Source organism: Nitratireductor sp. PBL-C9 (genome assembly GCF_050877045.1).
In the GTDB taxonomy this organism is placed as follows: domain Bacteria; phylum Pseudomonadota; class Alphaproteobacteria; order Rhizobiales; family Rhizobiaceae; genus Nitratireductor; species Nitratireductor aquimarinus.
In genome coordinates, this window is the sequence record NZ_JBPAXW010000008.1 from 148,386 (window position 1) to 171,085 (window position 22,700).

20 protein-coding genes are annotated in these 22,700 nt (G+C 63.1%); 10 read left to right on the forward strand and 10 right to left on the reverse strand.

The annotated features are described in order from the left end of the window. The first annotated feature begins 2 nt into the window (after nt 1-2). Nucleotides 3-908 carry an MBL fold metallo-hydrolase gene (locus ACRTG1_RS17380; RefSeq protein ID WP_432516725.1) on the forward strand — a complete coding sequence of 302 codons (906 nt, stop codon included), beginning with the start codon at nt 3-5 and terminating at the stop codon, nt 906-908. Between the two features lie 42 nt (nt 909-950). Here ACRTG1_RS17380 and ACRTG1_RS17385 read toward each other — a convergent pair whose 3' ends face one another. Next, nucleotides 951-1,730 (reverse strand): DUF1499 domain-containing protein, encoded by a 780-nt coding sequence (locus ACRTG1_RS17385; RefSeq protein WP_206547265.1) that lies wholly within the window; start codon nt 1,728-1,730, stop codon nt 951-953. 278 nt (nt 1,731-2,008) lie between these two features. On the opposite strand from ACRTG1_RS17385, the gene ACRTG1_RS17390 reads away from it, so the two are divergent. Next, entirely contained in the window at nt 2,009-2,371 is a 363-nt protein-coding gene (locus tag ACRTG1_RS17390) for a hypothetical protein (RefSeq protein ID WP_113154553.1), read from the forward strand. A gap of 42 nt (nt 2,372-2,413) precedes the next feature. On the opposite strand, the gene ppdK is transcribed toward ACRTG1_RS17390, so the two are convergent. Both ppdK and ACRTG1_RS17400 read right to left on the reverse strand, forming a co-directional pair. Beyond that, complete coding sequence (gene ppdK, locus ACRTG1_RS17395) at nt 2,414-5,089, reverse strand: pyruvate, phosphate dikinase (protein ID WP_206545866.1); 2,676 nt, start codon at nt 5,087-5,089, stop codon at nt 2,414-2,416. Between the two features lie 264 nt (nt 5,090-5,353). Beyond that, a complete protein-coding gene (locus tag ACRTG1_RS17400; RefSeq protein ID WP_432516726.1) occupies nt 5,354-6,553 on the reverse strand; it encodes an MFS transporter in 1,200 nt (399 codons plus the stop codon). 86 nt (nt 6,554-6,639) lie between these two features. On the opposite strand from ACRTG1_RS17400, the gene ACRTG1_RS17405 reads away from it, so the two are divergent. Continuing rightward, complete coding sequence (locus ACRTG1_RS17405) at nt 6,640-7,665, forward strand: AraC family transcriptional regulator (RefSeq protein ID WP_432516727.1); 1,026 nt, start codon at nt 6,640-6,642, stop codon at nt 7,663-7,665. Here the strand turns inward: ACRTG1_RS17405 and ACRTG1_RS17410 are convergent. Beyond that, complete coding sequence (locus ACRTG1_RS17410; RefSeq protein WP_432516728.1) at nt 7,631-8,092, reverse strand: DUF1810 domain-containing protein; 462 nt, start codon at nt 8,090-8,092, stop codon at nt 7,631-7,633. The genes ACRTG1_RS17405 and ACRTG1_RS17410 overlap by 35 nt on opposite strands. 151 nt (nt 8,093-8,243) lie before the next feature. Here ACRTG1_RS17410 and ACRTG1_RS17415 point away from each other — a divergent pair, with 151 nt between their 5' ends. Then, nucleotides 8,244-8,588, forward strand: coding sequence for a VOC family protein (locus ACRTG1_RS17415; RefSeq protein ID WP_206545862.1), 345 nt, complete (start codon nt 8,244-8,246; stop codon nt 8,586-8,588). An 80-nt stretch (nt 8,589-8,668) separates the two neighbouring features. Here the strand turns inward: ACRTG1_RS17415 and smc are convergent, their stop codons facing one another. The 4 genes from smc to ACRTG1_RS17435 all read right to left on the reverse strand — a co-directional run bounded on the left by smc (nt 8,669) and on the right by ACRTG1_RS17435 (nt 14,275). Beyond that, nucleotides 8,669-12,127: a chromosome segregation protein SMC gene (smc, locus tag ACRTG1_RS17420; protein ID WP_432516729.1), complete on the reverse strand. Its 3,459-nt coding sequence runs from the start codon at nt 12,125-12,127 to the stop codon at nt 8,669-8,671. A gap of 54 nt (nt 12,128-12,181) precedes the next feature. Beyond that, nucleotides 12,182-12,910: a DsbA family protein gene (locus ACRTG1_RS17425; RefSeq protein ID WP_317089074.1), complete on the reverse strand. Its 729-nt coding sequence runs from the start codon at nt 12,908-12,910 to the stop codon at nt 12,182-12,184. Between the two features lie 25 nt (nt 12,911-12,935). After that, nucleotides 12,936-13,652 carry a DsbA family protein gene (locus tag ACRTG1_RS17430; RefSeq protein WP_432516730.1) on the reverse strand — a complete coding sequence of 239 codons (717 nt, stop codon included), beginning with the start codon at nt 13,650-13,652 and terminating at the stop codon, nt 12,936-12,938. Between the two features lie 125 nt (nt 13,653-13,777). Beyond that, complete coding sequence (locus ACRTG1_RS17435; protein ID WP_206545860.1) at nt 13,778-14,275, reverse strand: DUF721 domain-containing protein; 498 nt, start codon at nt 14,273-14,275, stop codon at nt 13,778-13,780. A 50-nt stretch (nt 14,276-14,325) separates the two neighbouring features. Here ACRTG1_RS17435 and mutY point away from each other — a divergent pair, with 50 nt between their 5' ends. Both mutY and ACRTG1_RS17445 read left to right on the forward strand, forming a co-directional pair. Continuing rightward, complete coding sequence (gene mutY, locus ACRTG1_RS17440) at nt 14,326-15,444, forward strand: A/G-specific adenine glycosylase (protein WP_432516731.1); 1,119 nt, start codon at nt 14,326-14,328, stop codon at nt 15,442-15,444. 6 nt (nt 15,445-15,450) lie between these two features. Next, entirely contained in the window at nt 15,451-16,062 is a 612-nt protein-coding gene (locus tag ACRTG1_RS17445; protein WP_206545858.1) for an HAD family hydrolase, read from the forward strand. Nucleotides 16,063-16,170: 108 nt separating this feature from the next. On the opposite strand, the gene ACRTG1_RS17450 is transcribed toward ACRTG1_RS17445, so the two are convergent. Next, nucleotides 16,171-17,304 carry a site-specific DNA-methyltransferase gene (locus ACRTG1_RS17450; RefSeq protein ID WP_206545857.1) on the reverse strand — a complete coding sequence of 378 codons (1,134 nt, stop codon included), beginning with the start codon at nt 17,302-17,304 and terminating at the stop codon, nt 16,171-16,173. A gap of 347 nt (nt 17,305-17,651) precedes the next feature. Between ACRTG1_RS17450 and ACRTG1_RS17455 the strand changes: the two genes are divergently transcribed. Beyond that, nucleotides 17,652-18,341, forward strand: coding sequence for an HAD family hydrolase (locus ACRTG1_RS17455; protein WP_432516732.1), 690 nt, complete (start codon nt 17,652-17,654; stop codon nt 18,339-18,341). A 115-nt stretch (nt 18,342-18,456) separates the two neighbouring features. Here the strand turns inward: ACRTG1_RS17455 and ACRTG1_RS17460 are convergent, their stop codons facing one another. After that, nucleotides 18,457-18,957 (reverse strand): hypothetical protein, encoded by a 501-nt coding sequence (locus ACRTG1_RS17460; protein WP_222473843.1) that lies wholly within the window; start codon nt 18,955-18,957, stop codon nt 18,457-18,459. Nucleotides 18,958-19,301: 344 nt separating this feature from the next. On the opposite strand from ACRTG1_RS17460, the gene thrC reads away from it, so the two are divergent. From thrC to ACRTG1_RS17475, 3 genes are read left to right on the forward strand one after another with little or no spacing between them, the layout of a single operon-like run. Further along, nucleotides 19,302-20,705, forward strand: coding sequence for a threonine synthase (gene thrC, locus ACRTG1_RS17465; protein ID WP_297562976.1), 1,404 nt, complete (start codon nt 19,302-19,304; stop codon nt 20,703-20,705). 25 nt (nt 20,706-20,730) lie between these two features. Further along, on the forward strand, nt 20,731-22,023 hold the full coding sequence (locus ACRTG1_RS17470) for a M16 family metallopeptidase (RefSeq protein WP_206545854.1): 1,293 nt from the start codon (nt 20,731-20,733) through the stop codon (nt 22,021-22,023). Nucleotides 22,024-22,037: 14 nt separating this feature from the next. Continuing rightward, a complete protein-coding gene (locus tag ACRTG1_RS17475) occupies nt 22,038-22,640 on the forward strand; it encodes a GNAT family N-acetyltransferase (protein ID WP_113154538.1) in 603 nt (200 codons plus the stop codon). The last annotated feature ends 60 nt before the right edge of the window (nt 22,641-22,700 follow it).

Below are 22,700 nucleotides of genomic sequence, written 5' to 3' on the forward strand. Positions count from 1 at the left end.
CCATGGCTCTCGAATTTGAAACGCGTTTCGACCCCGCCTATGGCGAGGCCGTCGAGATCGCTCCCGACATTCAGCGCCTTACGGTCAACAACCCCAGCGCCTTCACCTTTCACGGCACGAACAGCTATATCGTCGGCACCTCCAGCCTCGCCGTCATTGACCCCGGCCCGGAGGACGAAGCCCACTTCCAGGCGCTGCTCAAGGCCATTGGCGGCCGGCCGGTCAGCCACATCTTCGTCAGCCACACCCACAAGGATCACTCGCCGCTCGCCGCGAGGCTTTCGCGGGAGACCGGCGCGCTGGTCTGCGCAGAAGGCCCACACCGCGCCGCCCGTCCGCTGCGCATTGGCGAAACCAACCCGCTCGACGCCAGCGCCGACATGGATTTCAGGCCCGACATCGCACTCGCCAATGACGAGCTTGTCGAGGGCGATGGCTGGGCGCTGCGCGCAATCCACACGCCGGGCCACGCCGCCAATCATGCGGTGTTCGCGCTGGAAGGAACCGGCGTGCTCTTCTCGGCAGACCATGTGATGGCCTGGGCCACCTCCATCGTCGCCCCGCCCGACGGCGCGATGTCCGATTACATGGCCTCGCTTGATCGCCTTCTGGAGCGTGACGACACGGTGTTCCTGCCCGGCCATGGCAGTCGCGTCCGCATGCCCCAGCGCTTCATGCGTGGACTGAAGGCCCACCGGAAGATGCGCGAGCGCGCCGTTCTGGACCGCATCGAGCGCGGTGATCGCACCATAACGGAAATGGTTCAGGCCATTTACCGGGACACCGATCCCCGGCTTCATGGGGCAGCCGCCCTCTCCGTTCTCGCCCATCTGGAAGATCTGGTCGCACGCGGGGCCGTGACGACGGAGAACGATCCGTCAATCGACGCGATCTATTTTCCGGGCTGAATGCGAGAGCGATTTCAGCGAAAGCGGAAACAGCCTGAAGCGCTAGACCGGGGCCAGGAAGGCCATGCGTTCATCAAGTTCCTTCAGGAAGCGCTGGATACGCTGCGCATTGTCCCCAAGATCGTGGCGTCCATATCGAGACGCCGACCGCATGTCGACGAAGGTGGCGGCCTGGTCGTCTTCGATGCGTATGGCCACATCAGACGGAAACCCCAGAAGATAGGAATGCGCCACCCCTTCCAGCGTGACGCTGGCGCCGGCAAGTTGCAGCCCTTCAGGCCCCTGTGGCTGCCATCCCCTCTCGCGCATCATCGCGCGCACAACCTCAATGACATTGTCAGCCGTGTACTCGTAGCGCCGCCCCGTCACCTCGGGATAGTCCTGCTGCTGCATTGCCTGGCTCTCGGCAGACATGGGCTCGACGGCATTCATCACGCCGCTCCGCGCCCGCGCAGCCAGTGGCATTTGCGGCGGGTTTTCAGGGTCGGTCGAGATGTCGACCAGTTGCGGATGTTCAAAAAAGCGGTATCCGGAAATGCCGAAGGGAACCAGCGCAATGGCCGCGACGAACATTCCACCCGCCGCCATTGCAGCACCCAGAGAGCCATGTTCCCAGACCTGCAGAAGCGCCATCACACCGAGCATGAAGGCGACAAAGGCAAGCGCTCCGCCCAGCCCCAGGAGCCACAGGAAAGGAACCGTTTCCAGAAGTCCGAAGCGATGCGATGCGCCCGACACGATGAGCAGAACCAGCGAGAAGAGCGCAAGCCTTCGGCACCAGGGAGCGGCGGGAGCCATTTGCCGTACCAATGTTGCCGTCATGAACCCAACCGAACGCGCCATTGCCATCAGAGATAGAGCCTCATAACGCATTGCTGATCGGCAGAAAATTCAATTTCAGTGGAATGTTTAAGATTTCAGGGCCTTGCACCCATTGGCTGCGACAATGATTCAGCCAGCACCCGCGCCTTGAAACAGGTGACAACCGGACCATATAACCATCTTCTTAGGTTATAGTAACACGCCATAATCCAGCCACGCTCGCACGCACAATGTCATGGTCGGAGGGGTTGCGTGGGAAAATGTTGTGAGGTTCCGCCATGCAGACTGCGCTTCTAGAACAGAACGAAACGGCAGCAGGCCCGCTCGAACTGGTCGAGCTGGAGCTCGCCCTCAAACATCAGGATTTCGTCGAACAGGGTTTTGAGGGCGCGGTGAAACACGCTCTTGAACAGATCGAAGGGCGTCTTCTGTTTCAGATGCGCCTTGATGGCGTGAACGATTGCGACTGGGTTGCCGCCATTGCGCTTGAGGACGAGGACACGCCTGTCCATGCGCTCGTGGTACAGCGGACGGGAAGCGACACGCTTGATGTCGAGAGCATTGAGACCAGCGATCTGCCGGTGGCGCGCATCGTCAATGCCTATGCCAGCCTGATAACGACGCTGGACCGCGTTCAGTAACGCGGCCCACGGATCCCCGACGGCTTCATTCGGCAGAGCGCGTCAGGCTGCGCCCTTGCCCGCGTGAATGGCGGCCTGCGCTGCCGCAAGCCGTGCAATGGGCACACGGAAGGGCGAACACGACACATAGTCCAGCCCCACCGTCTCGCAGAAGCGGATCGACGCCGGGTCGCCGCCATGCTCTCCGCAGATGCCGAGCTTGATTTCCGGCCGCGCCGTGCGTCCCTTTTCAGAGGCAATCCGCACCAGCTCGCCAACGCCATCCACATCAAGCGACACGAACGGGTCCTGCTCGATGATGCCGCGTGTGCGATAGGTTTCCAGGAAGGAAGCCGCATCGTCACGCGAGATGCCGAATGCGGTCTGCGTCAGATCGTTCGTCCCGAAGGAGAAGAACTCGGCGCTGCCTGCGATCTCGTCTGCCCGCAATGCCGCGCGCGGCAGCTCGATCATCGTGCCGACCAGATAGTCGAGCGTGATGCCGCGCTCTTCCATCACGGTTTTGGCCACCGCGTCGATGCGGTTCTTCACGAAGGTCAGCTCGGCCGACATGCCAACAAGCGGCACCATCACCTCCGGCACCACCGGCTTGCCGGCTTTCTCAGCCGCCTCTGCCGCAGCCTCGAAGATGGCGCGCGCCTGCATCTCCGCGATCTCCGGATAGGAAATCGCCAGACGGCAACCGCGATGGCCGAGCATCGGGTTGAACTCATGCAGCGCCTCGGTGCGCTGGCGCAGTTTCTCCGCCGAAACGCCCATGGCGGCAGCCACCTCGCCGATTTCCTCTTCGGTCTTCGGCAGGAACTCGTGCAGCGGCGGGTCGAGCAGACGGATCGTGACCGGCAGCCCGGCCATCACCTCGAAGATCTCCACGAAATCGGAGCGCTGCATGGGCAGAAGCTTCGCGAGGGCCGCGCGCCGGTCGCTTTCGGTGTCGGCCAGGATCATCTCGCGCATGGCGAGGATGCGGCCATCATCGAAGAACATGTGCTCCGTGCGGCAAAGGCCGATGCCCTCCGCCCCGAAGGAACGCGCCGTGCGCGCGTCAGCCGGCGTTTCGGCATTGGCGCGCACCTTCATGCGCCGCGCCTCGTCGGCCCAGCTCATAATGGTGGAGAAATCGCCGGAAAGTTCGGGCTGCAGCATGGGGACCGCACCCTTCAGCACCTGCCCCGTTGCACCATCGATGGTGATCGTGTCGCCCGCCTTGAGCATCTGCCCCATGGCGAGCAGCACGCCCTTGCGATGATCGACACGCAGTGAACCGGCACCCGAAACGCAGGGCTTGCCCATGCCGCGCGCCACCACCGCCGCGTGGCTCGTCATGCCGCCGCGCGTCGTCAGAATGCCTTCGGCGGCATGCATGCCGTGAATGTCCTCGGGGCTCGTCTCCACCCGCACCAGAATGGTCCGGCGTCCTTCGGCCTTGGCCTCTTCGGCGGCTTCGGACGAGAACACGATCTCACCCGTCGCAGCGCCCGGCGAGGCCGGCAGGCCCATGCCGATGATGTCGCGCGGGGCGGACGGATCGATGGTCGGGTGCAGAAGCTGGTCGAGCGACGCCGCATCGATGCGGGTCACCGCCTCGTCACGCGTGATCAGCCCCTCATTGGCCATGTCCACGGCTACTTTCAGCGCCGCACTTGCCGTGCGCTTTCCCGAGCGTGTCTGCAGCATCCACAGCTTGCCGCGCTCGATGGTGAATTCCAGATCCTGCATGTCGCGGTAATGCCGCTCCAGCGTGTCGGCGATCCGGGTGAAGGCGTTGAACGCCTCGGGCATCAGCTTTTCGAGCGACGGCTTGTCGGAGCCCGCCGCAAGCCGCGCCGCCTCGGTGATGTTCTGCGGCGTGCGAATGCCTGCCACCACATCCTCACCCTGCGCATTGACCAGGAACTCGCCGTAAAGCGCTTTCTCGCCGGTCGAAGGATCGCGGGTAAAGGCAACGCCGGTTGCCGAATCCTCACCCCGGTTGCCGAACACCATGGCCTGCACATTGACCGCCGTGCCCCAGCTTTCGGGGATGTCATGCAGCCGGCGATAGGTCACCGCACGCGGGTTCATCCATGAAGAGAACACAGCGCCCACCGCGCCCCACAGCTGCTCGTGCGGGTCCTGCGGGAATGGCGCGCCAAGTTCGCTTTCGATGCGGCCCTTGTAGAGCGCAATAACGTTCTGCCAGTCCTCGGCCGAAAACTCCGTATCGACCTCGTAGCCGAGCCGCGCCTTCTCCTCTTCAAGGATTTCCTCGAAGAGATCATGATCGAGCCCGAGCACGACATTGCAGTACATCTGGATGAAGCGGCGGTAGCTGTCATAGGCAAAGCGCGCATCGCCGGCTTCTGCCGCGATCGCCTCGACCGTCTCATCATTGAGGCCGAGATTGAGCACCGTGTCCATCATGCCGGGCATGGAGGCGCGTGCGCCCGAGCGCACGGAAACCAGAAGCGGCTGCCCCGCATCGCCGAAACGGCGGGCGGCGACCCGGCCGACCTCGTCAAGCGCGGCCTCGACCTGTGTTTTCAGCGCGTCCGGATAGGTGCGGCCATTCGCATAATAGTGGGAGCAAAGGTCGGTGGTGATCGTAAAGCCGGGCGGCACCGGCAGCCCGAGGCTGCACATCTCCGCCAGATTTGCGCCCTTGCCGCCGAGCAGATTTTTCTCGCCCGCGCTGCCTTCGGCACGTCCATCGCCAAACACATAGACCCACTTGGTCATGCTGCATTCCCCTTCCGGTCGATTTGCCGGCGCCTGGAACTTGTGCTGCACCGGCTACGGCAGGCAGCGTTAAGCGGCAGCGACCATCAAGGCAAGGCCAACCAACGGAGCATCCGCCGCTTTATCGATTGAAGAGAAGATTTTTTCTTACCGGGAATGGAACAGTTCTACATGTGACAAGGGCAACAGTGCTTCTGCTTGCCAAAGCAGACGGGACGAGGCTATCGCCCCATCCCGCAACCGTTCTGTTTTTTCCGCGCTGCGTCAGGCAGGCGCTGCCACCACCTGCGGGCGAACGCGGATGAAGATCATCACCGCCGCCAGTACCAGCACCACGCTCGAAACGCTGAACACGCCCTGCGCGCCGCCGACATCGAAAATCAGCCCGCCGCCTGCCGCGCCAATGGCGATGGCAAACTGGATTGCCGCCACCAGAAGACCGCCGGCGCTTTCGGCCTGATCCGGCACCGTCCGCGCCAGCCACGTGGACCAGCTCACCGGAACGGCGCCGAACGCCAGCCCCCAGAGCGCAATCATCACGGCATTCGCCAGCGGCAATGAGCCGACCGAGAGAAGAGCGAAGCCCAAAAGCCCCATCACCAGCGGCACGGTCATCAGCGTGCGGCGCAGGCTGCGCTCCACCAGAAGGCCGGCAAACAGCGACCCCAGAAAATTGGCCACGCCAAAGCCCAGCAGCATGCCCGAAACGGCCGTGATGCTCCCACCCGTCACGTTTTCCAGATGCGGCCTGATATAGGTGAAGAAGGCGAAATGACCGGCAAACACCAGCATCGCCGCCAGCAGGCCCCACCCCACACCGGGCCGCGCCAGCACATCCACCAGCGTGCGAAGCCGGGTTGCCGCATTCGGAGCCATCGCCGGCAGGGTCGCGAACTGAACCACAAAGGTGATCGCTCCGAGAACCGTTGCCAGCAGGAACACGCTGCGCCAGCCCCACATCTCCCCTACATAGCTGCCAAGGGGCGCGGCGACGATGGTTGCCGCGGCCACGCCGCTCACGATCATCGAAAGCGCGCGCGGCACCAGCGCCTCCGGCACCAGCCGCATCGCCACCGCCGTCGATATGGCCCAGAAGCCACCAAGCGCGATGCCCAGCAGAACCCGGCCCGTGAGCAGAACCGGCAGGTTCGGTGCAAACGCCACCATCAGGTTGGCCACAATGAGAAGCACCGTGAACGACAGCAGCACACGCCGCCGGTCGATGCTGCGGGTCACCGCAGAGATCAGCAGGCTCGCCACCAGCCCCACCAGTGCCGTCGCGGTCACCGCCTGTCCGGCCATCCCTTCCGAAATACCGAGATCAGTCGCCATCGGCGTCAAAAGGCTTGCCGGCAGAAATTCCGCCGTCACCAGCCCGAACACGCCTAGGGTCATCGAAATCACTGCGCCCCAGGCCGGTTGCCGGCTGGCCTGCGCGCCTGTCCACTGCGGGGCTTCGTCCATCTGTCTTTCCTTTCGCATGCAATCTGTTTTGCAGTGCAAAAGAGATAGATTGGACATTCCGGACGAACCATGTCACAAAAACCGGAATGATTGATCGAAACGCCGAAACACCACCATCACTCGCCAATCCGGATCTGGTCAGCGAACTGCTCATGGGCATGCGCCTTTACGGGATGTCCTATCACCGCACCCAGATCACGCCGCCCTTCGGCATTCGCTACGGCACCATCGAAGGGCGGGCCCAGTTTCACTTCGTGGGCCGTGGTCCCGTCTACCTTCGCGGCCCTGACGACACGCTTCACACACTTGAAACCGGCGACGCCGTTCTTCTGCCGCGCGGCGGTGAACACGCTCTCCTCTCCGAGCCGGACTTTCAGAGCCAGTGCATCACGAATTTCCAGGCCAGGCCGCTCTGCCGCGATGTCAAAGAGATCATTGCCTGTTCGAACGAGCCGGATCGCCAAAACGATGCGCTCATCTTCTCCGGATGCATGGAGTTCGATCTGGGCAGCATGCACCCGCTCGTCGCACTCATGCCCGATGTCATGCGCGTGTCCACGCTTCTGGAGCGTTATCCGGAAATCCTGCCCATCCTCGACGCGATGGAGCGTGAGACACGGGGAGACCGCGCGGGTTTTGCCGGCATCCTCGCGCGGCTTGCCGATGTGGTTTCCGCTTTCATCGTCCGCTCCTGGGTCGAATGCGGCTGCGGCGGCTCAAGCGGCTGGGTGGCGGCGCTGCGCGATCCGCGCCTTGGTCATGTGATCGCCGCCCTGCACCGCGACCCCGGTCGCGACTGGACCGTCGCCGAACTGGCAAGGCAAATGGGCAGCTCCCGCTCCGTCTTTGCCGAGCGGTTCCAGACCGTCACCGGCATGACGCCCGTGCGCTATCTGACAGAGCTGAGAATGCGCATCGCCGCACAGTGGATCAGCCGCGAGGGGCTGGCCATCGAAACGGCAGCACACCGCCTTGGCTATGGCTCACAGGCAGCATTCAGCCGCGCCTTCAAGCGCGTCATCGGCAAGCCGCCCGGCGCGATGCGCGCTGCCACGCCTCCGCCCCCGCGCGCCACCGCTATGGATCGGGCGGGCAGCACTCCGACGGTCTAACCCCCAGAAAACCAAGCGTCGCTTCATCCGCGCGCCCATCGCAAAGCTGCCGCATGGCTTCGCAAAAAAGCCTGTCGCCCTGCTCCGTGGCGCAGGCAAAAAGGGTCATGCAGGAGCGAAACTTCAGGTCATCCGGCGTTCCGAAAATCTCATGCAGCGAACCACCCGGCCCCGTCCTCACCGCTTCCGTAGCAGCGCGCAGGCGCGGCCCAAGAACCGGATGCGCGAGATAGGCACGCGCTTCATCAAGCGAAACCAGACCGTAGAACAATGCAGTTGGCGAGCGCCCCAGCTCACGCAATTGCGGAAACACGAACCACATCCAGTGCGTTCTCTTGCGCCCCGCGCGCAACTCCCCCAGCGCCTCGTCAAAGCAGTCCGCCTGCGCCGTCACGAAGCGCTGAAGGTCGAAAGGGTCTTCCGTCATCATCCGTCTCCGCGAATATTTTCCGGGAACCTTGCCGACGCATTCTACCAGTCCCGTCACAGACATTTCGCGAGAGCACGGCGCATCTGCTTCAGGACTTGCAAGCAAGACGAAGATGAATTAGAACAAATCAAGAACAATGGAGGTTGTCATGCGCCAGACCGGAAAGCTCGACTATATCGAAATGCCCGCTTCGGGCGGCACCATCGACAGCGTCAAGGCGTTTTACGCACGGGCCTTTTCCTGGTCTTTCACCGATTACGGCCCCGGATACGCAGCCTTCAACGAGGGGATCGACGGTGGCTTCGACGGCGCGCCGGACGCGACCCGGAAACCGCTCCCCGTCCTTTACTCGGAGGATCTGGAAGCGACGCTCGCCACCGTGCGGGAAGCTGGCGGCGAGATTGTCAAACCGATCTTCTCTTTTCCAGGTGGCCGGCGCTTCCACTTCACCGATCCGGCAGGCAATGAGCTGGCCGTATGGAGCGAGTCGTGAGAGCGAGCGGGGCGATCCTGCATCTCGACACGCATCCTGATTTTCCCGAAACGACGGATCAGGCAGGCCGCAACGAGATGCTAGACTGCCTCGCGCAGGCGCTCGGCGGTCTGGAGGTCGACAGAGACCAGCTGGCTGACGCCCTGCTCGGCCATGGTCACGCCGAACAGACGGTTCATGCGCGCCATGGTGATCGGGTTGTGGGTGATCACCACGAACCTCGTATCCGTTGACGCCGCCATCTCATCCATGAGGTTGCAGAACCGCTCGACATTGTGATCGTCGAGCGGCGCGTCCACCTCGTCCAGCACGCAGATGGGTGCGGGATTGGTCAGGAACACGGCGAAGATCAGCGCCATGGCCGTCAGCGCCTGCTCGCCACCGGAAAGCAGCGTCATGGTCTGCGGACGCTTGCCGGGCGGGCGCGCGAGAATTTCCAGCCCTGCCTCCAGCGGATCATCGGACTCGATCAGCTGCAACTCCGCCGTGCCGCCGCCGAAGAGATGGGTGAACAGGCGCTGGAACTGCTCATTGACCACATCGAAGGCGGCCAGAAGGCGCTCGCGGCCTTCCTTGTTCAGGTTCTGGATGGCCAGCCGCAGCTTGCGGATCGCCTCGATCACGTCCTCGCGCTCGGTCACGATGGTGCCGTGCCGTTCGCTGAGTTCCGACTGCTCTTCCTCAGCCCTGAGATTGACCGCGCCGAGCCGCTCGCGTTCAATCTTGAAGCGTTCGAGACGCCGCTCCACATCGGCGATCTCCGGCATGGGCGCATCCGGTTCCAGCTCCGCCATGGCCAGCACCTTGTGCGGCGGCACGTTCAGCACTTCCTGAATGCGCGCCTCGGCTTCCTTGCGCCGCTCTTCCGCCGCAGTCACGCGTTCTTCCGCGCGGGCGCGGCTTTCGCGAGCCGAGGAAAGTGACTGGATGCTTGCGGTCGCCAGCTTGTCCAGCTCCGCCTGCCGGTTCTCTGCTTCCTGCAGCTTGTCGGCAGCTTCCTTGCGCAGATTTTCCGCCTTTGAAATTTCGGAAAGCAGCGCGCGGCCACGCATCTCGATCTCTTCGGGAGCCTCGGCCAGCTCCTCCAGCTCCGCTTCGGTGTCGCCACGGCGCTGCAAGAGCGCTGCCGTGTGCCGGTCAGCATTTTCCACGCGCGACTGCCAGCTGCGCCGTTCGGCGGCAATCGCCTCGAGCCTGCGCCGGCGCGCATCGGCCTCGCGCCGCAACCCCTCATAGGCTGCCCGCGCTTCGGCCACCGCCGCGCGCTTTGCCGAAACCCCGGCAAACTGCTGATCAAGCCGCGCCTGCAATTCGGTGATGTCGGGCGCGCTCTCCAGCGCCTCTTCGGCGGCCATGGTCGAAGCCACGGCCTCCTCGTGATCCTCGACAACGCGGCCACGCGCTTCTTCGAGGCTCATCCGGCGGCTGGAAAGCTCGCCTGCCGCCCTTTCCGCACTCGCCAGCGCATCGCGCGCGCGGCTGAGCGCCGCCTGCGCCTCGCGCCCTTCTTCACGGGTGCGCCGCTCGGCTTCCACCGCAGCCTTCACCGCGTGTTCCGCATCCGCCAGCGCTGTCTCCGCCGCGTGCAGTCGCGCCGTCGCCTCGATCACTTCGCCATCGAGCTCGGCAAGCCGGTTCTTCTGCGCCAGCCTCTGCGCCGCAGCCGTCGGCGCATCCGCGCTGGCGCGGTAGCCGTCCCACCGCCACAGTGCGCCATCGCGCGCCACCAGACGCTGCCCGGTCTTCAGAAGCTTCTGAAGGCGCGGCCCGTCTTCCGCATCCACGATGCCGATCTGCGAGAGCCGGCGCGCAAGCTGTTCCGGAGCCTTCACCACGGAAGCGAGCGCCATGACGCCTTCCGGCAGCGCCGGATCATCCGCCGAAACCCCGGACGGCCCCCAATAGACCGGAGCCGCACTGTCGAGCGGCACGTCCAGATCTTCGCCCAGCGCTGCGCCCAGCGCGGTCTCGAAGCCGCGCTCCACGCGCAATTGCTCAAGCACCGCCGGATAAAGATCCGCGCCGCCGGCGTTCAGGATCTTGCGCAGCGTCTGCGCTTCCGTCTCCACACGCCCAAGCTCGGAGCGTGCTTCCTGCAACGGCGGGCGGGCAGCCTGTTCCGTCTCACGCGCGGCAGCGACCCGCTCTTCGCATTCCGCAGCCGCGTCTTCGGCCATCTCCACGCGTTCCGCGGCTTCTTCCATCAGAAGCCGCTTTTCGGCCGGGTCAGGCAGACCGGCAATCCGGCCCGTGATTTCCTGAAGCTCGGCATCCATGGTCGCAACCTGCCGCGCCAGCCGGTCCCGGCGCTCGGCCTGCTCGCGGATCGCGCGCTCGGCCTGCTGACGCGTCGCCGATGCCTCGGCCTTCTCCGCCGTCAGCCGCGAAAGCAGCTCTTCCGCTGCCGAAAGCTCCTCGGAAACCGTCTCGAACACATTCTGCAGTTCGATATCGCGGCCTTCCGCGCCGTCCTCGGCCTCTTTCAGCGTCTCTTCTTCTTCGGCAAGCCGCGCCAGCGCTTCCGCATTGTCGCGCACCATCTGCTCTTCACGCGCAACGTCCGCGTTGAGCTGATCGATCCGCTTCTGCAATTCCTGCGTTCGCGCCTGAACGCGCTTTGCCTCTTCCTCGATCTGCGTGCGCGCAATGGTCAGGCGCTGCAGGGCGGCGGCGGCGGCGGCTTCCGCGTCGCGCAGTTCCGGCAGCTTGTGCGCGCCAATCGCCTGCGCCTTGGCGGCTTCCATCTGGCCGCTGGCGGTCTCGCCAACCAGCGCGGTCGCCTGCGAAAGCGCGCTCTGCGCCTCCGCTTCCTGGCTCTTGGCCGATGACCAGCGCAGATGAAGCAGGATAGCCTCGGCCTTGCGCACTTCTGCGGAGAGCTTCTTGAAGCGCGATGCCTGGCGGGCCTGACGCTTGAGGCTTTCGATCTGGCTGTCGAGTTCGCTCACCACATCGTCGAGCCGCTCGAGATTCTGCTCCGCACCGCGCAGTCTGAGTTCGGCCTCATGGCGGCGCGAGTGCAGGCCGGAAATGCCGGCCGCCTCTTCCAGAAGCGCCCTGCGCGCCTGCGGCTTTGCCTGGATCAGTTCGCCAATGCGCCCCTGCCCCACCATGGAGGGCGAGCGTGCGCCGGTTGACTGGTCCGCAAACAGAAGCTGCACGTCACGCGCGCGCGCTTCCTTGCCGTTGATGCGATAGACCGACCCCGCCTCGCGCTCGATCCGGCGCGAAACCTGCAATTCATCCGCATCATTGTAGGAGGCCGGCGCGGTGCGGTCGCTGTTGTCGAGAAACAGCGTCACCTCGGCCGTGTTGCGCGCCGGTCGCGTTCCCGAGCCCGAGAAGATCACGTCGTCCATGCCGGAGGCGCGCATGTTCTTGTATGAGCTTTCGCCCATCACCCAGCGCAGCGCTTCGACCAGATTGGATTTGCCGCAGCCATTCGGCCCGACCACGCCGGTCAGCCCGCTTTCGATGATAAACTCACCCGGCTCGACAAAGGATTTGAAGCCCAGAAGGCGCAGTTTGGTGAACTTCATGCCGCCCTCACCCGCGCCAGCGCGCGCGAAAGCGGCAGGCAATTGCGTTGCCCGCTAAAGCATGCCGTCGATGATCGCCGACATTTCGTCAATCGACATGGCTCCCGAATGCTTCATCCCATTGATGAAGAACGTAGGAACGGCCTCAATCCCCAGGCGCTCCAAACCCCAATTGCGCATTGCTCTGACTTCATCCAGAAGCTCGCGGTCCGTCAAGCAAGCTTCGAAGCTCTTCTGTGAGAATCCCGCAATTCTGGCGGTTTTCAACAGGGCAGAGCGCCCATCCTTGGCCCAGGCCCACTCAGACTGGGTTTTGTAAAGGAGATCGGAGACGTTGAAATAATTGCCTTTCGAGCAATAGGCAAGCATCAGACCGGCTTCCGCGCGCGGGTCTGTCGGGATGCCGCGCACAATGTAGCGCACCCTGCCCGTCTCGATATATTTGCGCTTGAGCTCCGGCAGCGTCTCGGTGTGATAGCGCGCGCAATGAGCGCAGGTCATCGACGCATATTCCACGATCGTCACCGGCGCGCCGGCTTCTCCGAGCACCTTCTCCTCAAGGCCACCGGCCTCGAGCAGCAATTCAGCGTCCACCCCGGCAGCCATCGCAGCCATGGTTCGATCAGCAGAAAATCCGGTTCCAAAGAGCGCCAGAACAAGCGCCAGAGACTTCAAAAAACGACGACCACCGCGATGATCGTCCCCATGGCCGCGCCCGGAAAAACATCCGGGGCGCACCGAAAGCAAACGCATAAAACAAAAACCTTTTAAACAAAGCGCCACCGGCCGGAGCCGGTGGCGAAATCAGTCACTCTTGGAGCATACCGTCGATTACGGCGGAAATTTCGTCGATGGACAGCGCGCCGGAATATTTCTTGCCGTTGATGAAGAAGGTCGGCGTCGCGTCGATGCCGAATTCTTCCGCGCCGCGCGTGCGCACTGCGCGCACCTTGGTCAGAAGCTCCTGATCGGTCAGGCAGGCCTCAAAGCTCTCCTTCGAGAAACCGGCAAGCTTGGAGATGTTCAGAAGCGCCGTCTGCGCATCCTGCACCGGCGCCCAGTTGTTCTGCTGCTTGAACAGAACGTCGACCATGGCGTGGTAATTGTCGCCCGAGCAGCGCGCCAGCATGAAACCGGCTTCAGCGCGCGGGTCGAACGGGAACTCGCGCATGATGAAGCGCACCTTGCCCGTGTCGATGTATTTCTTCTTCAGTTCCGGATAGGTCCGCACGTGGAAGGTGGCGCAGTGGCTGCAGGTCATCGAGGCATATTCGACGATGGTCACCGGCGCGTTCTCGTCGCCCAGCACCTTGTCTTCGAGCGCGCCCTCTTCAAGCAGCTTCTCCATGTCCACCGAACCGGTCGAGGCAGGCGCATCCACCGAAGCGGTCGTCACCGGATCCGTCCCGGGCTTGCCCGCATTGGCTTCGGCATTGGTGTCGGAGCACGCGGCCAGTCCCAGTCCAAGCGCCGGCAAGGCGGCCATGGAGAGAAGAAGTCTGCGGCGCTGGATCATTTCGGACATGAAGAATCACCTGTTCGTCTTGGAGTGTTGCCTAGCGTAACGCCACAAAGCGGGCGTTTCGGGCGAATTTGGGTCAAGCGCGTTATTTTCTAAAGCAAGCGCCCTATCACGTTTTGGTGATCGGCTCACCCGCGCTTGCGCGCAATGCTCTCACCCAGTTTCTGGAGCGATTGCCGCAGCGCATCATCCTCAATGCCTGCGGTCAGCTGATCGATCCGCTCGTTCTCCGGGGCGGTCAGTGCCCGCTTCGGGCGCGGGCGGCGCTGTGGCGCAACCTTTACCGGCTTTTGAACGATCTTCACGCGCCCCACGGCTGCAAAGCCCAGAAACGCATTCACCCGGCCAATCACCTCGCCCGTCTCGTGCTGCAGGCGCAAAGCGGCCGCTCCCTCGCAGGCGATCACCAGCGTGGCCGGCTCAAACGGATCGTCCTCGTGCCGGCGGCGCGGCCATGCGAGCTTTTCGGGCTGCGTGCTGAGCGCCAGCCGCTCGCCCACGATCTCGCTCCACGACTGCACCAGTTCCACCGAAAGCCCGGCGCGCTTGCGCATCACCGGGTCGAGAATACCGGTGGCGATGTCGCTCACCGCAACGGGATTGCCGTAACGCCTCTTCCCTGTCATGACATGATTTCTCGAATTGATCCGCAACGCATATTGAGTTCCTCTCCAGTATGGCACGCACGGAAGCGTCGGTCACCGACGCGCAAGCATCTTCGACCGATTTTTCGCGCCCGCTTCTGGCCTGGTACGACCGCCACCACCGGCACCTGCCCTGGCGCACCCCGCCGCATGAAACCCTTGTCGGCGTCCTGCCCGATCCCTACCGCGTCTGGCTGTCCGAGATCATGCTCCAGCAAACCACGGTCGGCGCGGTAAAAAGCTATTTCGAGGCTTTCGTAGAGGCCTGGCCCACCGTCGAGGCGCTCGCCGCCGCCGAAACCGACGACGTGATGAAGGCCTGGGCGGGGCTCGGCTACTATTCGCGCGCCCGCAATCTCAAGAAATGCGCCGAGACCGTTGCTGCCGAACATGGCGGCCGCTTTCCCGACACCGAGGCCGGCCTCAAGGCGCTGCCGGGCATCGGCGACTATACTGCCGCCGCCGTGTCCGCCATCGCCTTCAATCAACCCGCCGCCGTTGTGGATGGCAATATCGAGCGCGTCATCACCCGGCTCTTCTCGATCGAGACCCCGCTGCCGCAGGCAAAGCCGGGAATCCGCACCCGTGTCGCCGCGGCATTGCCGCACGACCGGCCCGGCGATTTCGCGCAGGCCATGATGGATCTGGGCGCGACGATCTGCACGCCACGCAAGCCCGCCTGTGCACTCTGCCCCATCACGGAGGGCTGTACGGCCCGGCGCGAAGGCACGGCCGAGCGCTTCCCCGTGAAGGCTCCCAAAACGGAAAAGCCCGTCCGCAAGGGTGCGGCCTTCGTCGCAATGCGCGCCGATGGCGCGGTGCTCCTGCGCCAGCGTCCGCCGCAGGGCCTTCTGGGCGGCATGACCGAAGTGCCCGGCAGCCAGTGGACCGCTCGGCAGGATGGCGTCTGCGACACCACCGCAGCGCCCTTCCCCGCAGACTGGCAGGCGGCAGGCGCGATCCGCCACGTCTTCACCCATTTTGCCCTCGAGCTTTCCGTCTTTCGCGCTGAACTGCCGCAAAATGCGCCAGCCGGCGATGGCTGGTGGTCCGCCCCCGACGCCCTTCCGGGCGAGGCGCTGCCAACCGTCATGAAAAAAGCAATTGAAGCTGCAATACCCGGAGCCACGAAAAAACGCAGACAGGGATAGAACCGCATGAGTGAGATCCGCCACATCGTCTTCGACATTGGCAAAGTGCTGCTGCACTACGACCCGGAAATCCCCTATCGCCGCCTGATCCCGGATGACGGCGCACGCCGCTGGTTTCTTGAAAACGTCTGCACCGGCGCGTGGAACGTGGAGCAGGATCGCGGGCGCGACTGGCGCGAGGCCGAGGCCCTGCTCATCGCCGAACACCCGCATGAGGAAGACAACATCCGCGCCTTCCGCCGTCACTGGCACGAAATGGTCCCGCACGCCTATGATGATTCGGTCGCGCTTCTGGAGAAGCTCGTCGACGCCGGGCACGACGTGACCATGCTGACCAATTTCGCAGCCGACACCTATGCCGAGGCGCGCAGGCGCTATCCCTTTTTGGAGAAGCCGCGCGGCGTCACCGTTTCCGGCGAGATCGGCATCATCAAACCCGACCGCGCAATCTACGACACCCATGCCGGGAATTTCGGTCTGGAACCGCAGGCGACCCTGTTCATCGATGACAGCGAAAAGAATGTGGAAGGGGCGAAGGCCGCCGGCTGGCAGGCCGTTCATTTCACCGGAGCGGAGAAACTGCGCGCCGATCTCGGCGGGTATGGTTTCGCCGTTTAACGGTCAATGCGAAGAATCACGCAGAGAGTCGCAAAAGCGCTCCACCTGCCTGTATTCCCATGAAAAAAGCGACTTCAGGCTTCTCCCTGAAGTCGCCTGTCTTCATGCTCAGGCGGCAACGCCCTGCATGTTGTCACGCATGATCTGACGCAGGCTGTCGATCGGTTTCAGGCAGCCTTCTTCCTCGAAGTGCCAGAACGTCCAGCCATTGCAGGCCTCAAGTCCCTGAACACGTGCGCCGATGCGGTGGATCGACCCTGCCTCGTCACCGATGGCGATGGTGCCATCCGCGCGCACATTGGCCGTCCAGCGACGCTTGGAATCGCAAAGCTGCGTGCCCGGCTGCATGAGACCGGCCTCAAGCAGGCTGCCGAAGGCCACGCGCGGCGCGGCGCGCTTGCCCTGCATCTGCGCCAGATCCATCTCGTTCAGCGGCTCGATGCCGGCGATCCGTTCGCTGGCCGCCTGAATGTACTCGTCCTGACGCTCGATGCCCACGAAGTGACGGCCGAGGCGCTTGGCCACCGCGCCGGTCGTGCCGGAGCCGAAGAACGGATCGAGCACCACGTCGCCCGGCTTGGTCGAAGCCATCATGACGCGCGCCAAAAGCGCTTCCGGCTTCTGCGTCGGGTGCAGCTTGCCGCCGTCATCATTCTTCAGGCGCTCCTTGCCCGTGCAGATCGGGAACAGCCAGTCCGAGCGCATCTGCACATCGTCATTGGCAGCCTTGAGCGCTTCGTAATTGAAGGTGTAGCCCTTGGTCGACTTGTCGCGCGAAGCCCAGATCATCGTCTCATGCGCGTTCTGGAACCGGCGGCCGCGGAAGTTCGGCATCGGGTTGGTCTTGCGCCACACAATGTCGTTGAGCAGCCAGTAGCCCAGATCCTGCATCACCGTGCCGACGCGGAAAATGTTGTGATACGAGCCGATCACCCAGATCGTGCCATTCGGCTTCAGAACGCGGCGCGCGGCCAGCATCCATGCACGGGTGAACGCGTCATAGGCGGCAAAGCTGTCGAACTGGTCCCAGGCGTCATCCACCGCGTCGACCCGCGACTGGTCCGGACGGTGCAGATCACCACCAAGCTGCAGATTGTAGGGCGGATCGGCAAAGATCACGTCGACGGATTTCTCGGGCAAACGATCGAGAGCTGCAACGCAGTCCCCCTTAATGATCGTATCGAGCCATTCGGCCTTCTTTGGTTCGGGGGCAAGCTCATCGATACGACGCACGGCGGACATGGACTGACCTCTAACTCGGACTATTAACCTGCCGTTATGGTTACGGAAGATGGTAAATATTCCGTAAGGACTCGAAGCGAATTGCGAGGTCGGTGTTGCAGCTGCTCTCTTTGTCTCCGCTCCCGGTGCTTGCCGGACCAAGTTTCTCAAGGGCAAGAAAGACATTCAGGGCCGTTAGAAAACACTCAACGCCAGAAGGCGGCGGTGGCTGCCGGCAAGCGCACCGGGATCGTCATAGAATAGCCCGAAGGCCGGGCCATATCTGCCGGACAGTTGTTTCGGGGCGGCATAAGGGCTATGCCGCCCCGAGCTTATTCATCCGCTTCCCCAAAAGGACAGGTCTTGCCATGCCAGCTCCCGAACTCGTCATCTTCGATTGCGATGGCGTTCTCGTCGATTCGGAAATCATCGCCTCGCGCGTCGAAGCGCGCGTGCTGACCGAGGCCGGTTTCGAGATTACGCCGGAAGAGCTTGCCAGCCGCTATGCGGGCCTCACCTTCAAGGACATTCTCCTGTCCATCGAGGAAAATGCCGAGGCCCCGCTTCAGGCCACGCTGATCGACCGCGCCGAAAGCGAGGTGGACCGGAAGGTGCGCAAGGACGTAAAGGCCATCGACGGCGTCCACGAGGCAGTGGCCCGCATTCCCCTGCCCAAATGCGTCTGCTCCAATTCGAGCCATGACCGGGTGGAAGCGATGCTCACCCGCACGCAATTGCTGCCCCTCTTCAATGGCCACATCTATTCGGCTCTTGAGACACCGACGCGCCAGCCAAAGCCTGCGCCCGATGTCTTCCTCTACGCCGCCGAGAAAATGGGAGCGAGGCCGGAAAACTGCTTCGTCATCGAGGACTCCGTGCACGGCATTGCCGGAGCCAGGGCCGCAGGCATGCGCGTCATCGGCTTTACCGGCGGTTCGCACATCCAGCCGGGCCATGCCGACCTTCTGATGGAAGCCGGAGCCGAGACGGTCATCCACCGTTTCCAGGACCTGATTGCCGTTCTGGCCGCGCTCACTGAATGGGCGGAAAACGCCTGAGCGACCGTTCCTGAAATTCCGATTCAAACGGGAATCGGAAACGACTGATATTCAAATAAAAAAAGCGGGAGCCCGGCTCCCGCTTTTTTCTTTATCCCGCAATGCTGCCGCTGCTCTAGCGACCGCTGGTCGGACCTTCGTCATAGCCGACCATCAGCTGCACGCTGCGGTCGGGCTTGCCGGCAATCGTGACATTCGGGTCGTTGAAGATGAACTGCGTCGCGCCCGCCGTATCGCCGATGGAAACCTGGTGCTTGAACAGCTTGGAATAGACCACCTCACCGGCGCGTAATGCGACGATGCGGATCGGCATGGTGATCGTTCCGGTCTTGCCAAGCGGGCCCGGCACCACGCGGCCGGCAACGGCGACCGTCATGCTGAACGCGCCATTGTTGTAGCTGCACTTGCGCGTCACATCGGTGATGGACGCCTGATAGATTTCCTGACCGGCCTCGCCCTGCGCACCCTTCTTGTAGGTGGTGAAATAGGCCGTGCCCTCGCGCAGCGAAACAGACGGGCAATAGGCGCGCAGCTCGCTCTCGAGGATCGTCTCGACCGGCTGATCGCCCGTCTGCGCGACCTGGGTCTGCGTGTTGTTGCCGGACTGCAGGTTCATGCCCCCGGTTGCGTCATCGGATTGACAGCCGGAAACAAAAGCGGCGGCGGAAAGCAGTATGGAACTGACGAAAAGACGATAATTGACCAAGTGACATGCCCCGTGAATCTGCGCGCGCCCGAAGCCGACTGAAGTTCAACCGGCAAAAGGCAGCGGAGAAATGACAGATTTCGGCGGCAATTGCCAGAAAACCCGTCATCGACAATCAATTTCCATGCGGTTTGAGTGGAAAACCGGTTCCCACCCGTCCAGATCATGCTCTATATCAGACGCGCGGCCGGAATGCGAAGGGCTCTTGTCCGCACCGGCTGTTCTTCCTCGCAGTTCATGAGGCAATACGACGTATGGCGACAGATTACATTAGCACGCGTGGCGACGCGCCGGCGCTCGGCTTTTCCGATGCAATGCTTGCGGGCCTCGCCCGCGACGGCGGTCTTTATGTTCCCCGCGAGTGGCCGCATTTCTCGGCCGATGACATTCGCGCCATGCGCGGCCTTTCCTACAGCGAGATCGCCTTCCGCGTCCTCTCCCCCTTCGTGGGAGACGAGATCGCGCCGGCGACCCTGCGCCGCATCATCGAGGAAAGCTACGCCACCTTCCGCCATCCGGCAGTCTGCCCGCTGGTGCAGACCGGCCCCAACGAGTTCATTCTCGAACTCTTCCATGGGCCGACGCTCGCCTTCAAGGATGTAGCCATGCAGCTTCTGGCGCGCCTGATGGATCACGTTCTGGCCGAGCGCGGCGAGCGCGTCACCATCGTCGGTGCGACGTCCGGCGATACGGGCGGCGCGGCCATCGAGGCCTTTGCCGGCACCGAGCGCGCGGATGTCTTCATCCTCTTCCCCGAGGGCCGCGTCTCGCCGGTCCAGCAGCGCCAGATGACCACGTCCGGCGCGCCCAATGTTCACGCTCTGGCCGTGAAGGGCAATTTCGATGATTGCCAGGCCCTGCTCAAGGACATGTTCAACGATCACGCCTTCCGCGACGGCGTTTCGCTCTCCGGCGTGAACTCGATCAACTGGGCGCGCGTCATGGCCCAGATCGTCTACTACTTCACCGCCGCCCTCTCGCTCGGTGGACCGGATCGCACGATTTCCTTCACGGTTCCGACCGGCAATTTCGGCGACATCTTCGCAGGCTACGCCGCCAAGCGCATGGGCCTGCCGGTCGACCAGCTGGTGATCGCCACCAACGACAACGACATTCTCGCCCGCACGCTCGCCACCGGCGAATATGCGACCCGAGGCGTGGTTCCCACCACCTCGCCCTCGATGGACATTCAGGTGTCCTCCAATTTCGAGCGCCTGCTCTATTTCGCCTCCGGCGGAAATGTCGACGAAATCCGTCGCTACATGCAGTCGCTGAAACAGTCGGGCAGCTTCACCGTCGAGGAAAAGACGCTTGAGGCGATCCGTGCGGAATTCGCCGCCGGCCGTTCCGACATGGCCGAGACCGCCGCCACCATCGGCTCCGTGCTTGAGGAAAGCGGCTATCTGCTGGATCCGCACACCGCCACCGGCGTGAAGGTCGCGCGCGGACTTGAAGCGTCCAGCGCGCCCATGGTCGTCTTGTCGACGGCCCATCCGGCCAAGTTTCCACAGGCCGTCAAGGACGCCAGCGGCGTTGAGCCGCCCCTTCCCGCGTGGCTCGGCGATCTTATGGAACGGAAAGAATCCTTTACAGTCGTTCCCTCAGACTTAAAATTGTTGCAGGATCACATCAGCCGCCACGCACGTGCGGCGCGTTAAGTATTGTTCAGGGAGTCACGTCAATATGGGTGTTGAGGTAAGCCGTCTGTCGAACGGCCTGACGGTCGCCACCGAAACCCTGCCACATCTGGAAACCGTTGCGCTGGGCATCTGGGTCAAGTCCGGCTCGCGCAACGAGTATGAGAACGAGCACGGTATCGCGCATCTCCTTGAACACATGGCGTTCAAGGGCACGAGCAAGCGCACCGCTCGCCAGATTGCGACAGACATCGAGGATGTTGGCGGAGAGATCAACGCCGCGACCAGCGTCGAGACCACCGCGTTCTTCGCGCGTGTTCTCAGCGCAGACATGCCGCTGGCCGTCGAACTCCTTTCCGACATCCTGACCGATTCCAAGTTCGATCCCCATGAGCTTGAGCGCGAACAGCACGTGATCCTCCAGGAGATCGGCGCTGCGCACGACATTCCCGACGACATCGTCTTCGACCGGTTCACCGAAACCGCTTTCCGCCACCAGGCGCTTGGCCGCTCGGTTCTCGGCACGCCCGAAACCGTCCAGTCCTTCACCTCCGATCAGCTGCGCGGCTTCCTTGAGCGGCAATATTCCGCTGACCGCATGGTCATTGTCGCCGCTGGCGGCCTGAAGCACGAGGATTTCGTGCGCGAGGTGGAAAACCGTCTGGGCAGCTTCCGCAGCAAGGCCGAAGGCGTCGCCCCGCAATATGCGCACTATGTGGGCGGTGATTTCCGCGAGCATCGCGATCTGATGGATGCGCAGATCATCCTCGGCTTTGAGGGCCGCGCCTACCACATGCGCGACTTCTATGCCTCACAGGTGCTCTCCACCATTCTCGGCGGCGGCATGTCGTCCCGCCTGTTCCAGGAAGTGCGCGAGAAGCACGGCCTGTGCTACTCGGTCTACGCCTTCCACTGGGGCTTTTCCGATTCCGGCATTTTCGGCATCCACGCCGCCACCGGAAAGAGCGACATCGAGGAACTCGTTCCCCTTCTTCTGGGCGAATTGCAGAAAGCCGGCCAAAGCATCGGTCAGGACGAGCTTGACCGGGCCCGCGCCCAGTATCGCGCAGGCCTGATGATGGCGCGGGAAAACCCCGCCAGCCGCGCATCGCAGATCGCCCGCCAGCTCCTGCTTTACGGTCGCCCCATCGACGTGGACGAGCTGATGGACCGCCTTTCCAACCTCACCGTGGACCGCCTGACGGACCTGTCTCAGCGTCTCTTCACCTCCAAGCCAACCCTCGCGGCCATCGGCCCCGTGGGCACGCTCGCACCGTTTGAGACGATCCAGGACGCACTTACCGATCAGGGGCCCATGCCGCGCAAACTCGCCGTGTAGGACCGCCCCGCCATATGTTGGACGTGCCCTTCTTCCGCCGCCCGCCTCCGGCGCTCAAGGGCGAAACAGTGTTCCTCAGGGGCCCTGTCATGTCCGATCATGCGGAGTGGGCGGCACTGCGCGAGGAAAGCCGCAATTTCCTCGTGCCGTGGGAGCCGAGCTGGGCCTTTGACGAGCTGTCCAGAAGCGCCTTTCGACACCGGTTGAGGCGCTATCGCAGCGAATATGACAATGGCACCGGTGTCAGTTTCTTCGTTTTCGATGCCGGGACCGGTGCGCTCGCCGGCGGCATCACCATGTCGAACATCCGCCGCGGCGTCGCCCAGACCGCAAGTATCGGTTACTGGATGGGCGAGCGTTATGCGGGACGCGGCATGATGCTTGCTGCGGTGCGTCTCATCATTCCCTTTGCATTCGAGACCTTGCGGTTGCACCGTCTGGAAGCGGCCTGTATTCCAAACAACAAACGATCTGTCGGTTTACTTGAAAAAGCCGGATTTCAGCGCGAAGGCCTGCTCAGGTCCTATCTCAGGATCAACGGTTCTTGGCGTGATCACTGTCTTTATGCGCTGGTCGCCGAGGAGCGTCATGTGCCTGCATTAGAAACACGAGGCTGATTTCCTTGTCGCGCTCAAACTTCTTCGCATCCCTTGCGACCATCGCCGCCATTGTCATCG

Bases quoted from the DNA above. Each gene is read 5' to 3' on its own strand.
- ACRTG1_RS17405 (WP_432516727.1), top strand. From the start codon at position 6,640: ATGATTGATCGAAACGCCGAAACACCACCATCACTCGCCAATCCGGAT.
- ACRTG1_RS17390 (WP_113154553.1), top strand. From the start codon at position 2,009: ATGCAGACTGCGCTTCTAGAACAGAACGAAACGGCAGCAGGCCCGCTC.
- ACRTG1_RS17470 (WP_206545854.1), top strand. From the start codon at position 20,731: ATGGGTGTTGAGGTAAGCCGTCTGTCGAACGGCCTGACGGTCGCCACC.
- ACRTG1_RS17450 (WP_206545857.1), bottom strand. From the start codon at position 17,304: ATGTCCGCCGTGCGTCGTATCGATGAGCTTGCCCCCGAACCAAAGAAG.
- ACRTG1_RS17415 (WP_206545862.1), top strand. From the start codon at position 8,244: ATGCGCCAGACCGGAAAGCTCGACTATATCGAAATGCCCGCTTCGGGC.
- ACRTG1_RS17385 (WP_206547265.1), bottom strand. From the start codon at position 1,730: ATGACGGCAACATTGGTACGGCAAATGGCTCCCGCCGCTCCCTGGTGC.
- ACRTG1_RS17380 (WP_432516725.1), top strand. From the start codon at position 3: ATGGCTCTCGAATTTGAAACGCGTTTCGACCCCGCCTATGGCGAGGCC.
- ACRTG1_RS17475 (WP_113154538.1), top strand. From the start codon at position 22,038: ATGTTGGACGTGCCCTTCTTCCGCCGCCCGCCTCCGGCGCTCAAGGGC.
- ACRTG1_RS17400 (WP_432516726.1), bottom strand. From the start codon at position 6,553: ATGGACGAAGCCCCGCAGTGGACAGGCGCGCAGGCCAGCCGGCAACCG.
- ACRTG1_RS17430 (WP_432516730.1), bottom strand. From the start codon at position 13,652: ATGTCCGAAATGATCCAGCGCCGCAGACTTCTTCTCTCCATGGCCGCC.
- ppdK (WP_206545866.1), bottom strand. From the start codon at position 5,089: ATGACCAAGTGGGTCTATGTGTTTGGCGATGGACGTGCCGAAGGCAGC.
- ACRTG1_RS17445 (WP_206545858.1), top strand. From the start codon at position 15,451: ATGAGTGAGATCCGCCACATCGTCTTCGACATTGGCAAAGTGCTGCTG.
- ACRTG1_RS17455 (WP_432516732.1), top strand. From the start codon at position 17,652: ATGCCAGCTCCCGAACTCGTCATCTTCGATTGCGATGGCGTTCTCGTC.
- ACRTG1_RS17410 (WP_432516728.1), bottom strand. From the start codon at position 8,092: ATGACGGAAGACCCTTTCGACCTTCAGCGCTTCGTGACGGCGCAGGCG.
- smc (WP_432516729.1), bottom strand. From the start codon at position 12,127: ATGAAGTTCACCAAACTGCGCCTTCTGGGCTTCAAATCCTTTGTCGAG.
- thrC (WP_297562976.1), top strand. From the start codon at position 19,302: ATGGCGACAGATTACATTAGCACGCGTGGCGACGCGCCGGCGCTCGGC.
- mutY (WP_432516731.1), top strand. From the start codon at position 14,326: ATGGCACGCACGGAAGCGTCGGTCACCGACGCGCAAGCATCTTCGACC.
- ACRTG1_RS17460 (WP_222473843.1), bottom strand. From the start codon at position 18,957: ATGAACCTGCAGTCCGGCAACAACACGCAGACCCAGGTCGCGCAGACG.
- ACRTG1_RS17435 (WP_206545860.1), bottom strand. From the start codon at position 14,275: ATGACAGGGAAGAGGCGTTACGGCAATCCCGTTGCGGTGAGCGACATC.